Origin of the sequence: Marinobacter sp. DS40M6 (assembly GCF_028581595.1) — a bacterium.
Taxonomy (GTDB): Bacteria; Pseudomonadota; Gammaproteobacteria; order Pseudomonadales; family Oleiphilaceae; genus Marinobacter; species Marinobacter salarius.
The window spans coordinates 845,299-865,934 of record NZ_JAFCAE010000001.1; the positions used below are offsets into that span (position 1 = coordinate 845,299).

Here is a 20,636-nt window from a genome sequence, read left to right on the forward strand (position 1 = left end):
GGCCCTCAATCACCCAGATATTCGAAGTGAGTCCGGCCTCATTGCCGTGCTCTTGGAGCTTTCAGGGCATTCAGAGCTATCGGGCACCGGGTTTGGGATTTTGGGAAGAATAAGGTTCAACGCGATGGCGGTAATGGCCCCGGGGATCAAACCGGATTCGATCATCGCTTGCAGGTTTTCGGACAGGTTGGCATAGAGCCCTTCTTGTGCCGGCAAACCCACCGCGATGGTCAGAGAGGTGCCAATGATCAGCATGTTGCGCTTGTCGAACGGCACCTGGCTGAGCATCTTAATGCCGGCACTGGCGATCATACCGAACATCAGCAGTACCGCACCGCCGAGCACCGCGTTGGGAATACTGGAAACGAGACCACCGAGCTTTGGCAGCAGGCCGGCCAACACCAAGAATCCGCCGCCAATCGCCACCACATAGCGGCTAACGACGCCTGTCAATGCAACCATGCCTACGTTCTGGCTGAAACTGATCTGGGGGAACGCATTGAAAACAGCAGCAAATACGCTCGCGATGCCATCGGCCATAACGCCGCCGGAGAGTTCCTTCTTGGTGGGTTCACGGTTCAGCCCGCCTGCGGTGGTGCCCACTATATCGCCGATGGATTCGGCCACGGTGACCAGAGACAGCACCACCACGGGGATGATGGCGGCCATATGGAACTCAATACCAATGCCCAGCGGGGTGGGGAACGTCACCCAGTCGGCATCGCCCACCTTGGAGAAATCGACATAGCCAAAAGCCGCGGCAGCAACGAAGCCAACCAGCAAACCGGCCAGTGGGGCAACTTCACTCCAGATACCTCGGCCGAACTGGTGAAGCCCCACGGTGACGACGAGAACAAGCGAGGCCAGTCCGATGTGATGGGGGGCGCCGAAATCCGACACGCCGAAACCACCACCGGCGTAGGCAAGACCAACGGGCATCAACAGAATGCCCAGCATCACGACAAAGGTTCCAGTCACCACTGGCGGGAACAAAAACCGGAACCAGGGAAGAAACAACCCCATTAGCGCCATCGCGACGCCACCGCACAACGCTGCCCCAAGGGCGGCGGGCAACCCCATGCCGATGGCTATGGGAATCAGAACCGGTACGAATCCGAAGCTGGTCCCCATAACAATAGGAAGGCGAGCACCGATGGGCCCCAGGCCCAGGGACTGCAACAGAGTAGCGATGCCAGCGACAAACATCGCGGCCTGAACCATAAAAGCCGTCTGATCGGGAGGCAGGTCCGCCGCCCCGGCGATGATGATTGGCACGGTCACGTTGCTAACGAACATCGCCAGAACATGTTGAATGCCCAGCGGTATCGCGCGGCGCAAGGGCGGCATGGAATTAACGTCGCGGGTGCTATAACGGTCACCTGGACCGGTATCTGGCCGTTCGGATGTACTTGTTGTCATGAGTCTCTCCTAGGTGTTGTTTTTGTAGGAATGCCTGACTGTTGACTACCAATAGCTCTACAAAGATTTTCTAAATAGCTCTCCTTAGTTGGCGGGCTGCTTCATCATGGCGTGCCATCAACGCGTCAAGATCGACGTCGCAGGGCAGGCCGCCGGTCACTCTCCAGCGCCCGGCGACCATGACCCGGTCAGCGCGTTGTGCACCACACAGCAGCAACGCCGCCAGTGGATTCTCCGCGCCTGAGAAACGCGGCTCATCAAGTTTGAACAGTGCCAGGTCAGCCTGCTGGCCTGGCTCCAGTCCGCCGATATCGGTTCGTCCCAGACAACGGGCCGAGCCTTGCGTTGCCCAGCGGATGACGGCTTCGTGTGTTACCTGGCTTGGCGAGTAACGCAGGCGGCCCAGAAGCAGTGCCTGACGCATTTCCGAGGCAAGGTTCGAGTGGTCGCTCGACGCTGATCCATCGACCGCCAATCCGACCGGTGAGCCCGCCGCTTCGAGTTCCAGGGTCCGGCACAGCCCTGAGCCCAGAACCATGTTTGACGAGGGACAGTGAGCGATGCCCGTGCCTGCACGGCCAAGGCGCTGAATCTCGTCGTCATTGAAATGAATGCCATGGGCCAGCCACGTGCGATCGGTGAGCCAGCCACTGTCCTCGAGATAATCCAGCGGGCGCATGCCAAACAGCTTCTGGCAGTAAGCGGTCTCATCTTCGGTTTCGGCAAGATGGGTGTGGAGGCGAACGTCGTTGTTCTCTGCAAGCCGCGCGCTCTCGCGCATTAATGCCCGGCTGACTGAAAACGGTGAACAAGGCGCCAGGGCGATGGTGGTCATGGCCCCTTCAGCACGCTGGTGGTAACGGTCGATAAGACGCTGGCTGTCATCGACAATGGTTTGCTCGTCCTGCACCACGGTCTGTGGCGGCAGACCGCCATCGTCGCGCCCGACGCTCATGGACCCGCGAGTCAGTGCCGCTCGAACGCCGAGGCGCTGGGCGGTTTCGACCTGGCAGTCAATCGCGTTTACCAAGGCACCGGAAAAGACGTAATGATGGTCCGCTACGGTGGTGCATCCCGACATCAGCAGCTCGACCATCGCCAACTCGCTGGCCAGGGCCATCTGGCTGTCGTTGAGATTGGCCCAGACATCGTAAAGCGTGGTCAGCCAGGGAAATAACTCTTTATTGAGCGCGGGGGAATAGGCTCGGGTCAGGGTTTGGTAGAAGTGATGGTGGGTATTTACCAAGCCGGGTAACAGGACATGCCCGGAAGCATCGAAGGTCTCGTTAACGGGCTGGTGAGGTTGCTGCCCCCCGGCCACTTTTTCCACAATTCTTGTTCCCGTGACGACAATACCGCCGGCTGCGCCTGGGTCAGAACAGGCAAGCGGATTGCGAATCCATAATCTGTGGTCTGTTTCGGTCATTCCTACAGCTCTTTGTTGTATACATTATGACCGACAACTTCGTACAAATATGTATTACTTGTCAAGAAAAATTGTGAGCAAATTGAACTTTTAATGACAGGGTATTTACCGGGCCAGCGCTCAAACGGGCGCCGGCCCGGGGATTAGCAGCGATGTCAGGTTGTCTGCTGGGTTACGTTTTCTGGCCCGCGACTTCAACCTCGTTAGGCTTAACTTCTTTCGTAAGCGCTTTGAGAGCCCCCCAGGAGAGGCCTCGTTTTGATGGTTTCTCGGCCGTGTCGGAAGCGACCAGGCTAAGAAGCTCGGCGGAAATGGACACCGCGACTTCCATGGGCCGCTTACCCGGGATGTCACTGCGCCCGACGGGGCACCGGATGCGGTCGATATCGGCTTCGGTATACCCGCGGTGAGCAAGGCGTTGGCGAAAACGCTCCGCCTTGGTTTGCGAACCGATCAGGCCAATCGTGCGCACATCATCCCGTTTCAGCAGCGCCTGGCAGAGGTCATAATCCAGTGCGTGGTTGTGGGTCAGAATCAGTACATGGGCGTTGCTGCACAGTTCGGGAACGTCCCCAACCGGGTCGTCGGTGCAATGAACCGTGGTGTTGTCGGGCGTCCTGTCCGGAAAACATTCCTGCCGGGAGTCGACCCAGGTGATCTGCCAGGGCAAATCACCCACGATACGCATCAGGGCATGGCTGACGTGACCCGCACCAAAGACCACAAGGCGGGCATCGCCGCCGGACTGGGCCTCCAGCAGGACCGCCACGCTACCACCACAGCATTGTCCAAGGCTGGCACCCAGAGGGAAGTGCGCCAGCTCGTAGCTGTATTCGTGGTTTGCCAGGCGCTCGCGGGCGCGGGCGATCACCCGGTATTCCAGGTGGCCGCCGCCGATGGTGTCGTAGCTGTGTTCCCGGGTGACGACCATCTTACTGGCCGGCTCCCGTGGTACCGAGCCTGTTACGCCCAGTACCGTGACCAAAACATAGGGCTGACCGCGACGTTCGCAGTCAGCAACGGCTTGGATCCAGGTCAGGCGTTCTTGCATGACGGTTCCCCCTGCGCTGCTACCCAGCGCTCGGTTGCTGTGACAGCCTGGAGCACCCGCTCTGGTGTCGCAGGCGTGTCCAGGGGCGGGCTGTAGCGATAGTCCGCCACGCTCGAAACAGCGTCACGCAGGGCAGACCATACTGCCATGCCCAGCATGAGTGGCGGTTCGCCCACAGCCTTTGAGCGGAATACGGTGGCTTCCCGGTTGGGGCTGTGAGGCAGCAGGGCCACCCGGAAATCCGGTGGCGCGTCTGACACAGCCGGGATTTTGTAGGTCGCCGGGCCGTTGGACAACAGTCGGCCTTCGTCGCTGTATACCAACTCTTCGGTGGTGAGCCAGCCCATGCCCTGAACAAAGCCGCCTTCAATCTGGCCAATGTCCACGGCCGGATTCAGCGACTGCCCCACGTCGTGAAGGATGTCCACCCGCATGGTCTTGTACTCTCCGGTGAGGGTATCAACCACCACCTCTGCGCAGGCAGCCCCGTTGGCGTAATACAGGAAGGGCCGGCCTTGACCGGTTTCTCGGTCATAGTGAATCTTGGGTGTACTGTAGAACCCGTTGGAAGACAGCGAAACCCGCGCCATGTAAGCCTGCTGCACGAATTCCGCCCAGCCGAACTGCTGCTCACCGACATTGACCTGGTTGTTTTCAAACCGTACCGAGTCCGCGCTCACGCCGTAGGTTTCGGCGGCAAACTCGACCAGGCGCTGCTTGATTTTCTCGCAGGCATCCAGGGCAGCCATGCCGTTCAGGTCAGTGCCCGAGGAGGCAGCCGTTGGTGAGGTGTTGGGTACCTTGTCGGTCCGGGTCGCGGACACTTTTACCCGGTCCAGGTCTACCTGGAAGGCTGCGGCTACGACCTGGGCTACCTTGATGTAAAGCCCCTGGCCCATTTCGGTGCCGCCGTGATTGAGGTGAATGCTGCCATCGGTGTAAACGTGCACCAGTGCACCGGCCTGGTTGAGGTGTTTGGCCGTGAATGAAATGCCGAACTTCACCGGTGTCAGGGCCAAACCCCGTTTCAGGATTGAGTTTTCTTTGTTGAACCTGGAAATCTCGGTACGACGCTGACGGTAGTCCGAGCTGGCCTCGAGCGTGTCGATCAGGTCCGGTAAAACGTGCTGCTCGACGATTTGACCATAGTGGGTTACATCGCGGCCAGGTCCGTACAGGTTGCGCTTGCGCACATCCAGCGGGTCCATGCCGAGATGGCGGGCGATATCGTCCATTGCCCGCTCAATGATCATCATGCCCTGGGGGCCACCGAAGCCTCGGAAGGCGGTATTGGAAACCGTATGGGTTTTGCAGCGGTGGCCAACAACACGCGCCTGCCCCAGGCTATAGGCGTTGTCGGAATGAAACATGGCGCGGTCGACGATGGCATCGGACAGGTCGGGCGAAAAGCCACAGCGTCCAGCCACCATGATGTCGGCCCCCCGCAGCACACCCTCGTTGTCGAACCCAATGTCATAGGTGTTGAAAAAGTCGTGTCGCTTGCCCGTTTGTACCATGTCGTCGTAGCGCGCCATCCGGTATTTAACGGGCCGCCCGGTGCGTCGGGCAAGCAGGGCCGAGATACAGGCCAGCGGTGCGGCCTGGGTTTCCTTGCCGCCGAAGCCGCCACCCATGCGCCGTACTTCCACCTGGACTTCATGAATGGGGAGGTCAAGGACTTCGGCCACCAGCTTTTGCACCTCGGAGGGGTGCTGGCTGGAGGTATGAACAAACACGCCCGCGTCTTCGGTAGGCTCTACCAGGCACGCCTGTCCTTCCAGGTAGAAATGCTCCTGTCCGCCAACATGCATCTGGGCCTGTAGGCGATTCGGCGCTTCGGCAAGCGCTTTATCCGGGTCGCCCCTCAGCTGGGTATGACTGGGGCGCACGAACAACTGCTGATCAAGCGCGGCCTCCGCGGTCAACGCGGCAGGAAGGGGCTCATAGCTGACTTTCGCAAGTCGGGCCGCCTGGCGGGCCGCGCGATGACTCGTTGCCGCAACGGCAAACAGCGGCTGGCCCACATGTTCGACCACATCTCCGGCCAGAACCGGATCGCCAGGAAAGACCGGCCCGATGTCGGTATGGCCGGGCACGTCCTCGACGGTCATGACCGAAACCACGCCGGGGTAGGCCCAAACCTCGCTGAGATCCATGGCGGTGATACGGGCGTGGGCGTGCGTACTCTGGCCGACGGCCGCGTGCAGGAGTTCTGCGGGCTCGGGGAGGTCGTCTATATAGCGGGCCTGTCCACGAACGTGCTTCCAGGCACTGTCATGAAATGCCTGGGTGCCTGTCAGCCCTTTCGCCGTTGTGGTGGGCCGCGGAATATTGGGAGGTAGTTTACGCATAGTCAGTCACCATGAGGGGCTGGTTTGTTGTTGTGGTGTCTTGAGTGCTCTCCAAAAACGCGCGGCGCAGCAGGTTGCCGGCTACTTGCAAGCGATAGGCTGCGGACCCCCGCACGTCTGTCATGGGTTCAAATTCGAGTTCCAGTGCGGCAATGGCGGCCGCAACCGTGTCTGCATTCCAGGGCTGGCCTCGAAGCGCCGCTTCAGCACCACTGGCCCGCTTTGGCGTTGCCGCCATCCCGCCAAAGGCCAGTCGGCAGTCCTTGATGGTGTCGCCGTCGCGCTTGAGCCAAAAGGCACCCAGCACTGCCGAAATGTCGTCATCAATGCGCTTGGAGACTTTGTAGATGAACAGCTTTTCATCAGGTGCCGGGTTGGGGATCCAGGTGCCCCGAATGAATTCGTGAGGCTGGAGGTCGGTCTGCTTGTAGCCGTGGAAGAAGTCCTCAAGGCGCAGGCGCCGGGTGCCATCAACGCTGTCCAGGTCGAGCTCTGCGCCCAGTGCAATCAGTGCGGGCGGCATGTCGCCGATTGGCGAAGCGTTCCCGATATTGCCCCCAACAGTCCCGCGGTTGCGGATCTGGCGCGAACCCAGGCGCTCCAGCATCGGCCCGAAGTGTGGCCAACGCTCCTCGAGCTTATGGAACATGGCGCGGTAGGTCACTCCGGCTCCGAGATAGATCCCGTCTTCGTCCTCGTGGATCTCCTGTAGCTCCTTGATGCCACTCAGACCGATCAGGTGATCAAGGTCTTTGAGCTGCTGGGTGATTTCAAGGGACAGGTCGGTGCCGCCGGCAATCAACCTTGCCTTGGGAAACTGACGGCATAGTCCACGAAGCGCGTCCAGAGTGGCTGGCGCATCGTATCGGTAGCCGTGATCGTCGGTGAGTTCGCCCGCCGTATTCTGTACGCTTAACAGGTCGGCGATCATTTCGGGGTTCTGCAGCCAGGCTATGCCGCTAAGGCCCGGCGCGGGGTTGTTCGGAGCCGCGCCATCCGGGCCGCTGAGCGCACTGCTTCGGCTCAGAACCGCGTTACCGGTGCCGGGTTCCCACGTTTGCACGCAAGCCCGACGCCCGGCCTCGATGATTGGCCGGTAACCCGTGCAGCGGCAAAGGTTGCCGGACAGCGCCTCCAATAAGGCGTCGTCGTCGGGTACGGAACCGTTCGCTGCGCTTTCTGTATGCAGGGCAAACAGCGACATGATGATGCCTGGTGTGCAGAAGCCGCACTGGGCTCCGTGACACTCCACCATCTCCTTCTGTACCGGGTGAGCTGGCTCCTGGGTTAGCGCGTCGACGGTCACCAGATGTTTGCCATGCAGGCTTCCGACGAGCGCGATGCAGCTGTTCACGCTGTCGTAGCGGAGTTGCCCGGACTGCTCAGGGTCGGGCGATCCGATCACCACGGTGCAAGCCCCGCAGTCACCCGATGCGCAGCCTTCCTTGGTGCCTGTCAGTCGCTTCCTGGTGCGCAGCCAGTCGAGGATGCTTAGATTCGGGTCGACTTGGTTGAGTTTTTGTAGTTGGCCGTTCAAGTAGAATCTGATCACAAATTTTCCCGCTCTTCTGCACTTGCGCCTGTCTCTTTCTGCTTTTCTCTTTGTTTAAGACTGAGCATCAGAGTCATTGGCGTAAGCCCTTGATTGATTTCAGTAGTTGCACAGGCGATGCCGCATCACGGATGCCAAAAGTCACATGGGCCCGTTATTCTTTTTACAATTTCCTGACCAAATAGTCCAGTTTTTTGTGTAAAGACTATTCCTTTGATTGCCGCACAGAGATCGGCTATCGTCGGAGCCTCGACGTTCCAACCTGAAGCTACTCGACACCATGACCCGTCAAATCGAACCAGACTCCCCCGAAACGAAGCGAACAACGTCATCAGGCAGCAAGCGCAAGAAAGTGCGTCCGGGCCGAATCCGTGAGCGCAATCGTGAGCGTATTCTGATGGCCGCGGAAAAGGAGTTTTCCCAGAACGGCTTCGGGGCAACCACCGTTCAGAAGATTGCGGACAGGGCGGGGCTGCCGAAATCCAACGTGCTTTACTATTTCAGCAATAAAAAACGCATCTACTACGCGTTGATGGATGACATCATGGGGCGGTGGAATGAGATGTTCTCGAAGATACAGCCAGAAGATGACCCCGCCACGACCCTGGCCAGTTTTATTCACGCCAAGGTAGAGCTATCCAGGACCCACCCCCTGGCATCGCGCCTGTTTGCGCTGGAAATTATTCAGGGGGCGCCGGTCCTCAAGGACCATCTGTCTACGACCATGCGGGAGTGGGTGCAGGCGCGAGCGGGTGTGATTCAGCAGTGGATCGACGCGGGGCGAATGGCGCCCGTTGATCCGGTGCAACTCATCCTCCTGATCTGGTCATCCACGCAACACTACGCTGACTTCCAGGTCCAGATCCTCGCGATTGAGGACAAGAGCGAATACACCGAAAGTGACTTTCAGCACGCTGCGGATTTCCTGACGTCTGTCATCCTGCGCGGTTGTGGCCTCGCCGAGCCTTAAAGCCTGACTCCGGAATGCCTGGCATACCGCCCGTCGTATGCCTTCGATGGGGTTCGGTCTTGAAAATTTCCTGACTTATTGGTCAGTTTTTTATTGACCAGGCTACCAATCCTGTTTAAATTTCCCTGAGACACGCAATCCAATCGTCGCCAACAATACCAATGCGACAACAAGACTGACGAGAGTGACCATGTCCCAACGCAAAGCCTACCGTGCCTCTGTTTTCCACTGCATCGCCGACCCGGGCGTGGTGGGTGCGGAACGTTCCTACGAGTATTTTGAAGATGGCCTGTTAATGGTCGAGGACGGCATGGTCGTCGAGATAGGCATGGCGGAGAGCCTGTTGCCGTCACTGTCTCCTGAGGTCGAGGTCGTCCACTATGAGAATGCCCTGATAACCCCGGGCTTCGTCGATACTCATATCCATTATCCGCAGGTGGGAATCATCGGCTCCTATGGCGCCCAGTTGCTGGACTGGCTGGAAACCTACACCTTTCCCTGCGAGGGACAGTTTGATGATTCCCGGCACGCTCATGCCCAGGCCGATATCTTCCTCCGTGAACTGTTGAGAAACGGGACAACGACGGCCCTGGTCTTCGGAACCGTCCATAAGCAGTCGGTGGATGCCTTTTTCGAGCATGCCTCCAAGCTGAACCTGCGGATGATTGCGGGCAAGGTGCTGATGGACCGTTGCGCGCCTGACTATTTGGTGGATACAGCGGAATCCGGCTATGCAGACAGCAAGGAGCTAATTGAGCGTTGGCATGGAAAGGGCCGTTTGTCCTATGCGGTGACGCCCCGATTTGCGCCGACGAGCTCCGATGAGCAACTCGAGCTGGCAGGTAAGCTCTTCAAGGAATTCCCGGGCTTGTACATGCACACCCACATTTCCGAGAACCGACAGGAGATTGAGTGGGTCAAAGAGCTGTTTCCTGAGCGGGATGGTTACCTTGATGTATACGACCACCATGGCCTGATTGGTGAACGGTCAGTGTTTGCTCACGGTGTTCACCTGCATGACGACGAGTGCAGGCGTCTGGGCGATACTGGCTCAGCGGTTGCCTTTTGCCCGACGTCGAACCTTTTCCTTGGCAGTGGTTTGCTCGACCTGGCGCGCCTGGAGTCGCATGGAGTGCGCGTTGGCCTGGGCACGGATGTAGGGGCGGGTACCAGTTTTTCCCAGCTTCAAAGCCTTAACGAGGCGTACAAGGTGCTGCAACTGCAGGGGCAGAAACTGGATCCTTTTAAAGCCTTTTACCTCGCGACGCTGGGCGGAGCCCGGTCCCTCTACCTTGATGACAGGATTGGCAGCCTGAAGGCCGGGAAAGAGGCGGACTTTGTTGTGCTGGATTATGAGGCCACGCCGCTGATCAGTTACCGCCTGAAGCATTCCAAAAGCCTGGAGGAAACGCTGTTTGCCCTCATGATTCTTGGCGATGATCGCGTGGTGAAGGAAACCTTCAGCGCAGGCCTGTCCGTTCACCGCCGATAGCGTGCCACTGGCGGGCTGCCCGTTACCACGAATGGGCATGCCCACCCTCGGTCCAGAACCTTTCTGCCCTACCTCTTCGGGTCCTTCTTTTTTCTTGTGCACAATCGTTATAAGAATTTTGTTGCAATTGTTGTATACAAAAGCATAATCGGAATTGTTATTCTTGACCGACAAGTCAGGAAATATCGATATGGGCAAATCAGCCATCACCTGCCTCAAGGGCTCTGCTCTGGGTGATAGAAAACAACAATGATGAGGAATACCTTGTGGAAAACATCGATCAGCAGAAGCGCTCGCTCGGAGCGTCAGCGAGAACGGACTGGCTCGAGCGCATTTTCAAGCTCCGCCAACATGGAAGCTCAGTCAAAATTGAGCTGATGGCAGGTCTGACCACGTTCGTCACAATGGCCTACATTATCTTCGTTAATCCCAATGTTATGGCTGCGGCCGGCCTTGATCATGGTGCTGCGTTCGTCGCCACCTGTCTGGGGGCGGCACTTGGCTGCCTGCTCATGGGGTTTTACGCCAACTGGCCGGTGGGACTGGCGCCGGGCATGGGGCTCAACGCGTTTTTTACCTACACCGTCGTTGGCGAAATGGGCTATACCTGGCAGGTTGCCCTCGGCGCGGTCTTCCTCTCCGGCATCCTGTTTATGATTATGAGCCTCTCGCGAATCCGGGAATGGCTACTGAACAGCATTCCGATGAGCCTGCGTTTTGCCATGGGGGCAGGGGTTGGTCTGTTTCTCGGGCTCATTGGCCTGAAGACGGCGGGCATTGTCGTCGACAGCCCCGCGACGCTGGTGACGATGGGGTCTTTTGGTGAGCCTTCTACACTGCTGGCCGCCATCTGCTTTTTGCTGATCGCGGTGCTTAGCCACCGCAACGTGTTCGGCGCCATCCTGCTGAGCATGCTCGTGGTAACGGCGATTGGTTGGAGCATGGGGCTTGTGGAGTATGGCGGGGTTGTGTCGCTCCCTCCCAGCCTGGCGCCAACCTGGCTGGCGATGGACATAGCGGGCGCGTTGAATGTGGGAATGATCAGCGTTGTGCTCGCGTTTCTCTTCGTGAACATGTTCGACACCGCGGGAACACTGATGGGGGTGGCTCATCGTGCAAACCTGGTTGACGAGAACGGCAAGATAGAAAACCTTTCCAAATCCCTTAAAGCGGACAGTACATCCAGTGTCCTGGGCTCATTTGTGGGTTGCCCGCCGGTAACCAGCTACGTTGAAAGCGCTTCAGGCGTAGCCGCGGGTGGTCGCACTGGTCTGACGGCCGTCACTGTCGGCGTGCTATTCCTGCTAGCAACCTTCTTTGCACCTCTTGCGGGAATGATCCCGGCCTACGCGACCTCAGGCGCACTGATATACGTCGCTATGCTGATGATGAGTGGAATGGCCCACATCGACTGGAAGGACATCACCGACACCATTCCGGCCATCATTACTGTGGTGATGATGCCGCTGACCTTCTCCATCGCCAATGGCATTGCGCTGGGCTTCGTTACCTATGCCACGTTGAAGCTGCTTACCGGGCAGAGGAAGAAAGTATCCGTCAGCCTGTATGTTCTCTGTGTCATCTTCATCGCCAAGTTCGCCTTCCTGTGATCAAGGCACACGGTTGACCCGAACCCGAGGTTTTACCCCAAAACAACAAAACGAGAGGTAGTAAAAATGAAACTGTTGCAAAAAATCCTGCTGGCGGCGTGCGTTTTCACCGCGTTTGTTCCGGTTGTTCACGCTGAAAAGTTCTTCGGCAGTTCCAGTGTGTCGCTGCTTTATAGCGATGACTATGAAATCTTTGGCTCTCAAAAAGAGTCCGCGACCGTGTTTACCTTTGAAAACGTGACCGCCCACAACTGGGGGGATACGTTCTTCTTCATTGACCGCTATCAGGTTCAGGGGGATTCCGGTAACGCTGACTCCACCTATGGGGAGTTCGCGCCCCGGTTGAGCCTGAGTTGGCTAAGCGGCCAGGATCTGGGCTTCGGGCCGGTTAATGACGTCTACCTGGCAACCCAGTATGAGTTCGATGGTGGGGTAGAGGCGAACAACCACATGTACGGTCTTGGATTGGGCTGGGACATCCCTGGATTCCAATACTTCAACACCAATGCCTACTATGTTGAAAACAACACCGCGCTCGACACGCCGGACGACTGGCAGCTGACCGTAACATGGGGGGTGCCGTTCGAACTGGGCAGCGCGGCGTTTCTCTTTGACGGTTTTATCGACTATTCATCGGGGGTAAGCGGTGCTCAGAGTGCGGACTTGCACATCAACCCGCAGTTCAAACTCGACCTTGGTCATTTCACGGGAGAGGCTGGCGTGTTGTATGCCGGTATAGAGTACTCGTACTGGCGTAATAAATTCGGTAGCCCAAACATAGATACGGAGAACGCTGTTAGCGCACTGGTCAAGTTCCACTTCTGACCCGCGCTATCATCATCGGATCCATTGGGCCGCTGGTTTCAGCGGTCCAGCTGCCATCACATGACAGGAGAACTTTATGGGACGCCTTACCACACACGTACTGGATACTTCGCTGGGACGCCCCGGACAGGGTATTCGTATCGAGGTTTACCGACTGGAGGGTGAATCGCGCACCTTGCTGAAAGAAGTCACCACTAATGATGATGGCCGTTGCGATGCCCCGATACTTGAAGGTGAGGCCTTTACCGAGGGCCAGTTCGAGCTGGTCTTTCACGCTGGAGACTACCTCCGGCGCCAGGGCGTAGAGGCTGACGAACCGCGCTTTCTCGATGTTATCCCATTGCGTTTCGGCGTGGCTGACGCCTCCCAGCACTTTCATGTGCCCCTCCTGCTTTCTCCCTACAGCTACTCCACCTACCGCGGTAGCTGAGTCGAGATGGTCAGTCATCAATACAATAGTGCGAACAAGAGAACAGGTTAATGGAAGCTTACATTCTGGATTTTGTGAATTTCATGTTGCGGTGGCTGCATGTGATTGCGGCGATTGCGTGGATTGGTGAGTCAATCTACTTCGTGATGCTGGATAACAGCCTCAAGCCGCCACAGGCCGAAAACTGCAAAAAGAAGGGGGTTTTTGGTGAGATGTGGGCTGTGCATGGGGGCGGTTTCTATCACAACCAAAAGTACGCCACCAGTCCGGGTACCTTGCCTGCCGACCTGCATTGGTCGTTCTGGAAATCGTACACCACCTGGCTGTCGGGTTTCGCGCTGTTCGTTATTCTCTACATGGTCAACCCAGGCTTCTACCTGGTGAACACCAATAGCAGTTGGCAGTGGGCTGCTGAGTTAAGTGGATGGCAGGCCAACGTTGCGGCGGTGCTTTTCCTGGTATTCGGGTGGGTTGTATACAATGAGCTGTGCAAGCGCATAAGCCCGAACATGGAGCGGGACGGCATCCTGAGTATTGCGGTTGGGGTGCTGCTTGTCATAGTTGCCTATGTAAGCACTCAGTTGTTTGCTGGCCGTGCTGCGTTCCTTCTGACCGGTGCTGTCATGGCGACAGCCATGTCCGCGAACGTTTTCTTCTGGATCATTCCGGGCCAGCGCCGCATGGTCGATGCCATGAAGGCGGGCGAGGAGCCCAATCCGATTGATGGCAAGCGCGGTAAACAACGCTCTGTCCACAATACCTACTTCACGCTTCCCGTCGTTCTGTTGATGATCAGTAATCACTACGCCTTCGCCTATACAGAGGCTCAGGCATGGTTGGTCATGTCGCTGCTCATATTTGCCGGCGCCGTTATCCGCCAGTTCTTTGTACTGATGCACGCGGGCAAAACCCAGCCTTCCTACCTTCTGGCCGGTGGTGTGCTGATCCTGCTGACGTTCTGGGTGGCCGCTCCCACGGGAGAGTCCCAGGTGGCAACGGCTCAGGCAAACGCCGAGCCCAATACGACGACGCATGAGACAAGTGAATCCCCCCTTGCTGCCAACGTGGGCGCGACCATTGAGCAACACTGTGCGGGATGCCATTCGAAGCAACCTGAGAACCCGGCGTTTTCGGCTCCGCCGGCGGGATTTGCGTTTGATGCGGTCGATCAGATCCTCAGCCATCAGGCCAAGATCCAGGAGGTTGTGGCGAACGGATACATGCCGTTGGGCAACGCCACGAACATGACCGAAGAAGAACGCGAAATCATCAAGAACTGGGGTGAATGAGTGTTGCGTTCAAGTTGGATACAATATAGTATACTTAAGTATACAATGCATATTGAAGGCGAGCTGGTACCAACGGCCTGCCAAACGGATTGGAAGAAGGAAGTTGCTTGATGAATCCGGCTAATCCAGACCATTACCCCCGAGACCTGATTGGTTACGGTTCTGAGCCTCCCCATGCAAATTGGCCTGGCCGGGCACGTATTGCCGTGCAGTTCGTTCTCAATTACGAGGAAGGTGCGGAGAACTGCGTCCTGCATGGCGATACGCATTCGGAGCAGTTCTTGTCCGAAATCGCCGGGGCTGAGGCCTACCCAAGCCGGCACATGAGCATGGAGTCAATCTATGAGTACGGCTCGCGGGCAGGGGTATGGCGGGTACTGAAGGAGTTTCAGCGCCGCGGCATGCCGCTGACGGTATTTGGCGTGGCGATGGCCCTTGAGCGGCACCCCGAGCTTGCCCATGCGTTTAAAGAGCTGGGGCACGAGGTTGCCTGTCACGGTTGGCGCTGGATTCACTACCAGAATATTCCGGAAGGTATAGAGCGCGCGCACATGCGCCGGGCCATCGAGATCTTCGAGGCTTTATACGGCGAGAAACCGGCAGGGTGGTATACCGGTCGCGACAGCGAGAACACGCGCCGTCTGGTGCTGGACGAAGGCAGCTTTCTCTACGACAGCGATTACTACGGGGACGATCTGCCGTTCTGGACCCGTCAGTACGACAGTGAGGGCGAAATGCACAACCACCTGGTAGTGCCTTATGCCCTGGACACCAATGACATGCGCTTCGCTTCAGCGCAAGGCTTCGGCACCGGAGAGGACTTTTACCAGTATTTACGGGATGCCTTCGACGTGCTTTATGCCGAGGGTGAGGACGCGCCAAAAATGCTGTCTGTTGGTCTCCACTGTCGGCTGGTTGGCCGGCCGGGGCGCTTTCGGGCCCTGCAACGGTTCCTCGATCACATAGAAGCCCATGATCGTGTCTGGGTTACGAGACGTGTGGATATTGCTCGCCATTGGGCCGAGCACCACCACCCGCTCTCATCCAAGGAGCAGCAATGAGCAATCGATCTGTGAACAAACCTACGTATTACGCTCCCGCTGGCGGGCATCCACCTCAGACCCAGTTGTTGTCTGATCGTGCGGTTTTTACCGAAGCCTACGCCATCATTCCCAGGGGCGTGATGCGGGATATCGTCGCCAGTGCCTTGCCGCATTGGGAAAAAACCCGGCTTTGGGTGCTTTCACGCCCGCTGTCTGGATTCGCCGAAACGTTCTCCCAGTACATCATGGAAGTGTCCCCTGGGGGCGGCAGCTCGCGACCAGAGCTGGACGCTTGCGCGGAAGGGGTTCTGTTTGTGGTTGAAGGCGAGATGACCCTGACCATTGCCGGCCAACAACACCGGATGCAAGAGGGCGGCTATGCCTTTATCCCGCCGGGTGCGTCCTGGCAGTTGTTCAACGAGAGCGATGCGCCGCTGCGTTTTCACTGGGTGCGAAAAGCCTACGAGCATGTCGACGGTATTGATGTGCCTGAGGCCTTTGTCACCAACGAGACGGACATAACGCCCACCGAGATGCCGGGAACTGAGGGTCGCTGGACGACAACACGTTTTGTTGATCCGCAGGACATTCGCCATGACATGCACGTCAACATTGTCAATTTCCAGCCCGGCGGAGTCATTCCATTTGCCGAGACCCACGTGATGGAACATGGCCTTTACGTGCTGGAAGGGAAGGCGGTTTATCACCTCAACCAGGATTGGGTTGAAGTGGAGGCGGGTGACTACATGTGGCTTCGCGCCTTCTGCCCGCAAGCATGCTATGCCGGTGGGCCGGGACCTTTCCGATACCTGCTTTACAAGGATGTGAACCGGCACATGAAACTCAGCGGATTCGGTTCGCGCTGAGCTGAGACGAGGACATTTTTATGCTGGAACTCAAAGCACAACCGCTGAGCCAGGAGGCATTCGCCGAGTTCGGGGATGTTATTGACCGGCGCACGGCTGACTCCTTTCCCATCAATGCGGGGCGCACCCAGCGCCACCATGATCTGGCGAAAGTGGAGCTGCTCGGTGATGAGGCACGGGTTCTGGTGAGTATTTTTGTCAGCCAGCCGGTGACGTTACCGCTGGAGCTGTCGTTCCTGGAGCGCCACCCGCAAGGCAGCCAGGCTTTTATGCCCCTGCACGAGGAGCGATTCCTGGTTGTTGTCGCACCCCCAGGCGACACGATCAACCCTGATGAAGTTCGCGCCTTTGTCACCGATGGTTTCCAGGGAGTGAATTACCGCGCGGGTACCTGGCACGCCGTGCAGTCGGTGTTGGATCGGGAAGGCGAATTCCTGGTTATCGATCGCGGCGGCTCGGGGAACAACTGCGACGAGTACGGAATGGAGGTGCGTGTGCTCCTCGACCTATCTGACTGATCTACCGGCTGAATTTCCATTCAACCTTTACCGACGGTGCTCCTAAGTTTCAAGCGCCGGGACGAGCTTCGCCTCGAATACAAGAACAATCTTACTTCGGAGGAAACACCATGACTCGCATGACCGCAGCAGAAGCCGCTGTTCACGTTTTGAAGAAAGAAGGTATCGACATTGCCTTTGGAGTGCCCGGAGCGGCGATTAACCCGTTCTATTCCGCCATGCGCAAGGTTGGAGGAGTTGACCATGTCCTTGCGCGCCACGTGGAGGGGGCCTCTCATATGGCAGAGGGTTACACCCGCACAAAAGCAGGCAACATCGGTGTCTGCATCGGAACGTCAGGGCCTGCCGGCACCGACATGATCACCGGGCTGTACTCTGCCACGGGCGACTCCATACCCATTCTCTGCATCACTGGGCAGGCGCCGCGCAGCAAGCTGCACAAGGAAGACTTCCAGGCGGTTAACATCCAGGCCATCGCCGGCCCGGTGACCAAATGGGCGGTTACCGTCCTTGAGCCGGCCCAGGTGCCGCGGGCGTTCCAGCAGGCGTTCCAGTTGATGCGCAGCTCCCGTCCTGGTCCCGTTCTGATTGACCTGCCCATCGATGTACAGATGAGCGAGATCGAATTTGATCCGGACACCTACGAATCGTTGCCTGCCTACAAGCCGTCGGCTTCACGGGCGCAGATCGAGAAAGCGCTGACCTTGCTGAACGAGGCTGACAAGCCCCTGCTGGTTGCCGGTGGCGGCGTTATCAACAGTGATGCGAGCGACCTTCTGGTTGAGTTTGCAGAGCTTACGGGTGTTCCCGTGGTTCCGACCTTGATGGGCTGGGGGACGATTCCCGATGACCATCCATTGATGGCCGGCATGGTGGGGCTCCAGACGTCCCATCGCTATGGCAACGCCACCATGCTTGCGTCCGACTTCGTGATGGGTATTGGTAACCGCTGGGCGAACCGGCACACCGGTAACATCGAGGCCTATACCAAGGACCGGAAGTTTGTTCATGTTGACATCGAGCCCACCCAGATCGGCCGTATCTTCGGGCCGGATTATGGGATTGTCTCTGATGCCAAGGCGGCGCTGGAACTCTTCATTACCGTGGCCAAGGAGTGGCGCGCCGAAGGCAAACTCAAGGATCGCGGAGCCTGGGCCCAGAAATGCCAGGAGCGCAAGCAGACACTGCTGCGCAAGACTCACTTCGACGACGTGCCGGTCAAGCCGCAGCGCGTCTACGAAGAGATGAACAAGGTGTTCGGCAAGAATGTCCGGTACGTGACCGCCATTGGTCTGTCCCAGATCGCCGGAGCGCAGTTCCTGCACGTGTACAAGCCGCGGCACTGGATCAACTGCGGTCAGGCCGGGCCGTTGGGCTGGACCATTCCAGCTGCCCTGGGTGTATGCCGTGCCGATCCCGAGGCCGAGGTCGTCGCTCTCTCCGGGGACTACGACTTCCAGTTCATGGTTGAGGAGTTGGCTGCCGGGGCGCAGTTCAAGCTGCCCTACATCCATGTCCTCGTGAACAACTCGTATCTGGGGCTGATCCGTCAGGCGCAACGTGGTTTCGAAATGGACTACTGCGTGCAGCTGTCATTCGAGAACGTTAACTGCCCCGAGATAAACGACTATGGCGTTGATCACGTCTCGGTTGTCGAGGGCCTTGGTTGCAAGGCGTTGCGGGTCACCAAGCCTGATGACATTGGCCCGGCGTTTGTCCAGGCACGGCAGCTGATGCACGAGCACCGGGTACCGGTTGTGGTCGAGATCATCCTTGAGCGTGTGACCAACATTGCCATGGGGACCGACCTTGACGGTGTTAACGAGTTCGAAGCACTGGTAGAGAACGTCACCGATGCGCCGACCTCAATCGCCAGCCTGACCTAAGCAACGCAATCAATCGCCCCCGGCCTGTGGGAAATCAACAGGTAGAGGGGGGCGAAGACCCAAAAATGGACGAGTAGGAGACCCCAAAATGCCTAAGTTTGCAGCGAATCTAAGCATGCTGTTCACCGAGGAGGATTTTCTCGACCGCTTCCAGGCCGCCGCGTCGGCAGGCTTCCAGGGCGTAGAGTACCTCTTCCCCTACGATTACCCCGCGGCAGACATCAAAAAGCAGCTGGATGCCCATGGGCTTACCCAAGTGTTGCACAACCTTCCCGCAGGGGACTGGGCGGCTGGTGAGCGCGGTATTGCCTGCCGCCCGGATCGGGTCGACGAGTTTCGTGAAGGCGTGGATATGGCCATTGACTACGCCACTGTGCTCGGGTGCAAGCAACTGAATTGTCTGGCAGGTATCCGACCAAACACGGTAAGCGAAGAACAGGCCCGTCGAACCCTGATCGACAACCTGCGCTTCGCCGCCGAAAAACTGAAAGCGGCAGGCATCCTGTTGCTCGCCGAGCCCATCAATACCCGGGACATACCCGGCTTCTTCCTCAACCGGACGGAGCAGGCCCTGGCTCTGTTTGAGGAAGTGGGCAGCGACAACCTGCAACTGCAATACGACATCTATCACATGCAGATCATGGAGGGCGACCTGGCCCCGACCATCGAAAAGCACCTTTCGAAAATCGGCCATGTGCAGCTGGCGGACAATCCAGGGCGCCACGAACCCGGCACGGGGGAGATCAATTACCCGTTCCTGTTCGGCCATCTTGATCGCCTGGGCTACCAGGGGTGGATCGGCTGCGAGTACAAGCCTGCAGCGACGACGCTTGAAGGGCTCGGCTGGCTGGACAACGCACGATAAGGTCATTCAACAAGAAAGTTAGTAAGGAGAGGATTATGAGCAAGATCGGATTTATTGGTCTCGGGATTATGGGTCGGCCCATGGCCGGCCATCTGCTGGAAGCGGGTCACGAGCTGGTGACCTACGTTAAGCACGGCACCCTGGACGAAGGCCTGGCGGCCAAGGGTACGAAAGAAGTCGATAGCCCCAAGGCGGTTGCGGAACAGGCCGAGATCATCATCACCATGGTGCCGGACACCCCCGATGTTGAGGAAGTGCTGCTTGGCGAGGCCGGCATTGTTGAAGGCCTCCAGCCCGGTACGCTGGTCATTGACATGAGCTCCATTGCGCCGATTCCCACTCAGGCATTTGCCAAGCGCATTACCGAGGCTGGCGGTGAATACGTCGACGCCCCGGTGTCTGGTGGCGAGGGTGGCGCTGTTAACGCAACGCTGACCATTATGGTGGGTGGTACCAATGAAGGCTTTAACCGGGCCCTGCCCGTCCTTGAGGTAATGGGCAAGACCATCACCCATATTGGCGAGCACGGCGCCGGTCAGATCTGCAAAGTCGCCAACCAGATTGTCGTAGCGCTGACCATCCAGGCCGCGGCTGAGGGCCTGCTTTTCGCGTCGAAAGCCGGAGCGGATGTGACGAAAGTGCGTGAGGCCCTGCTGGGTGGTCTGGCCCAGTCGAAGATCCTCGACGTGCACGGAGAGCGCATGATCAAGCGTACCTTTGACCCAGGCTTCCGCATTCGCCTGCACCAGAAGGACCTCAACCTGGCTCTGGAAAGTGCACGCAGCCTGAATTTGTCACTGCCCGGTACCGCCAATGCCCAGCAACTGTTCCAGGCCTGCGCCGCGAACAACGGCGCGGATTGGGATCACGCAGGCATTGTGAAGGCCCTGGAAAAACTGGCAGACCACGAGATTGGTGCCTAGTTAAGCAACCGGCGCTGCACTCAAACCCAATGGCCGGTGTCGATTCGGCACCGGCCATTAGGGCGCGATTGGGGGCGCGCTGGCGTACCACGTCATTTTTTTAGTTTCTATCCGTTGCGA

The 20,636-nt window shown here is 58.1% G+C and carries 17 protein-coding genes; 12 read left to right on the forward strand and 5 right to left on the reverse strand.

Features of this window, described 5'->3' with window-relative positions; genetic code table 11:
- Positions 1–9: 9 nt before the first annotated feature.
- The 5 genes from JJO78_RS03800 to xdhA all read right to left on the reverse strand — a co-directional run bounded on the left by JJO78_RS03800 (position 10) and on the right by xdhA (position 7,799).
- Positions 10–1,419, reverse strand: coding sequence for a uracil-xanthine permease family protein (locus JJO78_RS03800; RefSeq protein ID WP_127402259.1), 1,410 nt, complete (start codon positions 1,417–1,419; stop codon positions 10–12).
- A gap of 70 nt (positions 1,420–1,489) precedes the next feature.
- Complete coding sequence (locus tag JJO78_RS03805) at positions 1,490–2,845, reverse strand: 8-oxoguanine deaminase (protein ID WP_075195344.1); 1,356 nt, start codon at positions 2,843–2,845, stop codon at positions 1,490–1,492.
- Between the two features lie 172 nt (positions 2,846–3,017).
- A complete protein-coding gene (gene xdhC / locus JJO78_RS03810) occupies positions 3,018–3,896 on the reverse strand; it encodes a xanthine dehydrogenase accessory protein XdhC (protein ID WP_075195343.1) in 879 nt (292 codons plus the stop codon).
- Complete coding sequence (gene xdhB / locus JJO78_RS03815; RefSeq protein WP_075195342.1) at positions 3,881–6,247, reverse strand: xanthine dehydrogenase molybdopterin binding subunit; 2,367 nt, start codon at positions 6,245–6,247, stop codon at positions 3,881–3,883. Before xdhB ends, xdhC begins: the two co-directional genes overlap by 16 nt.
- Entirely contained in the window at positions 6,240–7,799 is a 1,560-nt protein-coding gene (xdhA, locus tag JJO78_RS03820; protein ID WP_075195341.1) for a xanthine dehydrogenase small subunit, read from the reverse strand. Before xdhA ends, xdhB begins: the two co-directional genes overlap by 8 nt.
- Before the next feature lie 280 nt (positions 7,800–8,079).
- Between xdhA and JJO78_RS03825 the strand changes: the two genes are divergently transcribed.
- The 12 genes from JJO78_RS03825 to JJO78_RS03880 all read left to right on the forward strand — a co-directional run bounded on the left by JJO78_RS03825 (position 8,080) and on the right by JJO78_RS03880 (position 20,516).
- A complete protein-coding gene (locus tag JJO78_RS03825) occupies positions 8,080–8,769 on the forward strand; it encodes a TetR/AcrR family transcriptional regulator (protein WP_075195340.1) in 690 nt (229 codons plus the stop codon).
- Between the two features lie 190 nt (positions 8,770–8,959).
- Positions 8,960–10,261, forward strand: coding sequence for a guanine deaminase (guaD, locus tag JJO78_RS03830; RefSeq protein WP_075195339.1), 1,302 nt, complete (start codon positions 8,960–8,962; stop codon positions 10,259–10,261).
- Positions 10,262–10,494: 233 nt separating this feature from the next.
- A complete protein-coding gene (locus JJO78_RS03835; protein WP_228715241.1) occupies positions 10,495–11,871 on the forward strand; it encodes an NCS2 family permease in 1,377 nt (458 codons plus the stop codon).
- A 66-nt stretch (positions 11,872–11,937) separates the two neighbouring features.
- Complete coding sequence (locus JJO78_RS03840) at positions 11,938–12,696, forward strand: outer membrane protein OmpK (protein ID WP_075195337.1); 759 nt, start codon at positions 11,938–11,940, stop codon at positions 12,694–12,696.
- Between the two features lie 76 nt (positions 12,697–12,772).
- Positions 12,773–13,126, forward strand: coding sequence for a hydroxyisourate hydrolase (gene uraH / locus JJO78_RS03845; protein WP_075195336.1), 354 nt, complete (start codon positions 12,773–12,775; stop codon positions 13,124–13,126).
- Positions 13,127–13,176: 50 nt separating this feature from the next.
- On the forward strand, positions 13,177–14,415 hold the full coding sequence (locus tag JJO78_RS03850) for a urate hydroxylase PuuD (RefSeq protein ID WP_075195335.1): 1,239 nt from the start codon (positions 13,177–13,179) through the stop codon (positions 14,413–14,415).
- A 110-nt stretch (positions 14,416–14,525) separates the two neighbouring features.
- Positions 14,526–15,476, forward strand: coding sequence for an allantoinase PuuE (gene puuE, locus JJO78_RS03855; RefSeq protein ID WP_041334473.1), 951 nt, complete (start codon positions 14,526–14,528; stop codon positions 15,474–15,476).
- An 11-nt stretch (positions 15,477–15,487) separates the two neighbouring features.
- Positions 15,488–16,324 carry a bifunctional allantoicase/(S)-ureidoglycine aminohydrolase gene (locus JJO78_RS03860; RefSeq protein WP_227662380.1) on the forward strand — a complete coding sequence of 279 codons (837 nt, stop codon included), beginning with the start codon at positions 15,488–15,490 and terminating at the stop codon, positions 16,322–16,324.
- Positions 16,325–16,344: 20 nt separating this feature from the next.
- Positions 16,345–16,842 carry an ureidoglycolate lyase gene (locus tag JJO78_RS03865; protein ID WP_075195334.1) on the forward strand — a complete coding sequence of 166 codons (498 nt, stop codon included), beginning with the start codon at positions 16,345–16,347 and terminating at the stop codon, positions 16,840–16,842.
- A gap of 110 nt (positions 16,843–16,952) precedes the next feature.
- The gene (gene gcl / locus JJO78_RS03870; protein WP_075195333.1) at positions 16,953–18,728 is read left to right on the forward strand and encodes a glyoxylate carboligase; all 1,776 of its coding nucleotides are present in this window, start codon (positions 16,953–16,955) and stop codon (positions 18,726–18,728) included.
- A gap of 88 nt (positions 18,729–18,816) precedes the next feature.
- The gene (gene hyi / locus JJO78_RS03875) at positions 18,817–19,593 is read left to right on the forward strand and encodes a hydroxypyruvate isomerase (protein WP_075195332.1); all 777 of its coding nucleotides are present in this window, start codon (positions 18,817–18,819) and stop codon (positions 19,591–19,593) included.
- Positions 19,590–20,516, forward strand: coding sequence for a 2-hydroxy-3-oxopropionate reductase (locus JJO78_RS03880; protein WP_371915661.1), 927 nt, complete (start codon positions 19,590–19,592; stop codon positions 20,514–20,516). Before hyi ends, JJO78_RS03880 begins: the two co-directional genes overlap by 4 nt.
- The last annotated feature ends 120 nt before the right edge of the window (positions 20,517–20,636 follow it).

Bases quoted from the DNA above. Each gene is read 5' to 3' on its own strand.
- JJO78_RS03800 (WP_127402259.1), bottom strand. From the start codon at position 1,419: ATGACAACAAGTACATCCGAACGGCCAGATACCGGTCCAGGTGACCGT.
- JJO78_RS03805 (WP_075195344.1), bottom strand. From the start codon at position 2,845: ATGACCGAAACAGACCACAGATTATGGATTCGCAATCCGCTTGCCTGT.
- xdhC (WP_075195343.1), bottom strand. From the start codon at position 3,896: ATGCAAGAACGCCTGACCTGGATCCAAGCCGTTGCTGACTGCGAACGT.
- xdhB (WP_075195342.1), bottom strand. From the start codon at position 6,247: ATGCGTAAACTACCTCCCAATATTCCGCGGCCCACCACAACGGCGAAA.
- JJO78_RS03825 (WP_075195340.1), top strand. From the start codon at position 8,080: ATGACCCGTCAAATCGAACCAGACTCCCCCGAAACGAAGCGAACAACG.
- guaD (WP_075195339.1), top strand. From the start codon at position 8,960: ATGTCCCAACGCAAAGCCTACCGTGCCTCTGTTTTCCACTGCATCGCC.
- JJO78_RS03840 (WP_075195337.1), top strand. From the start codon at position 11,938: ATGAAACTGTTGCAAAAAATCCTGCTGGCGGCGTGCGTTTTCACCGCG.
- uraH (WP_075195336.1), top strand. From the start codon at position 12,773: ATGGGACGCCTTACCACACACGTACTGGATACTTCGCTGGGACGCCCC.
- JJO78_RS03850 (WP_075195335.1), top strand. From the start codon at position 13,177: ATGGAAGCTTACATTCTGGATTTTGTGAATTTCATGTTGCGGTGGCTG.
- puuE (WP_041334473.1), top strand. From the start codon at position 14,526: ATGAATCCGGCTAATCCAGACCATTACCCCCGAGACCTGATTGGTTAC.
- JJO78_RS03865 (WP_075195334.1), top strand. From the start codon at position 16,345: ATGCTGGAACTCAAAGCACAACCGCTGAGCCAGGAGGCATTCGCCGAG.
- gcl (WP_075195333.1), top strand. From the start codon at position 16,953: ATGACTCGCATGACCGCAGCAGAAGCCGCTGTTCACGTTTTGAAGAAA.
- hyi (WP_075195332.1), top strand. From the start codon at position 18,817: ATGCCTAAGTTTGCAGCGAATCTAAGCATGCTGTTCACCGAGGAGGAT.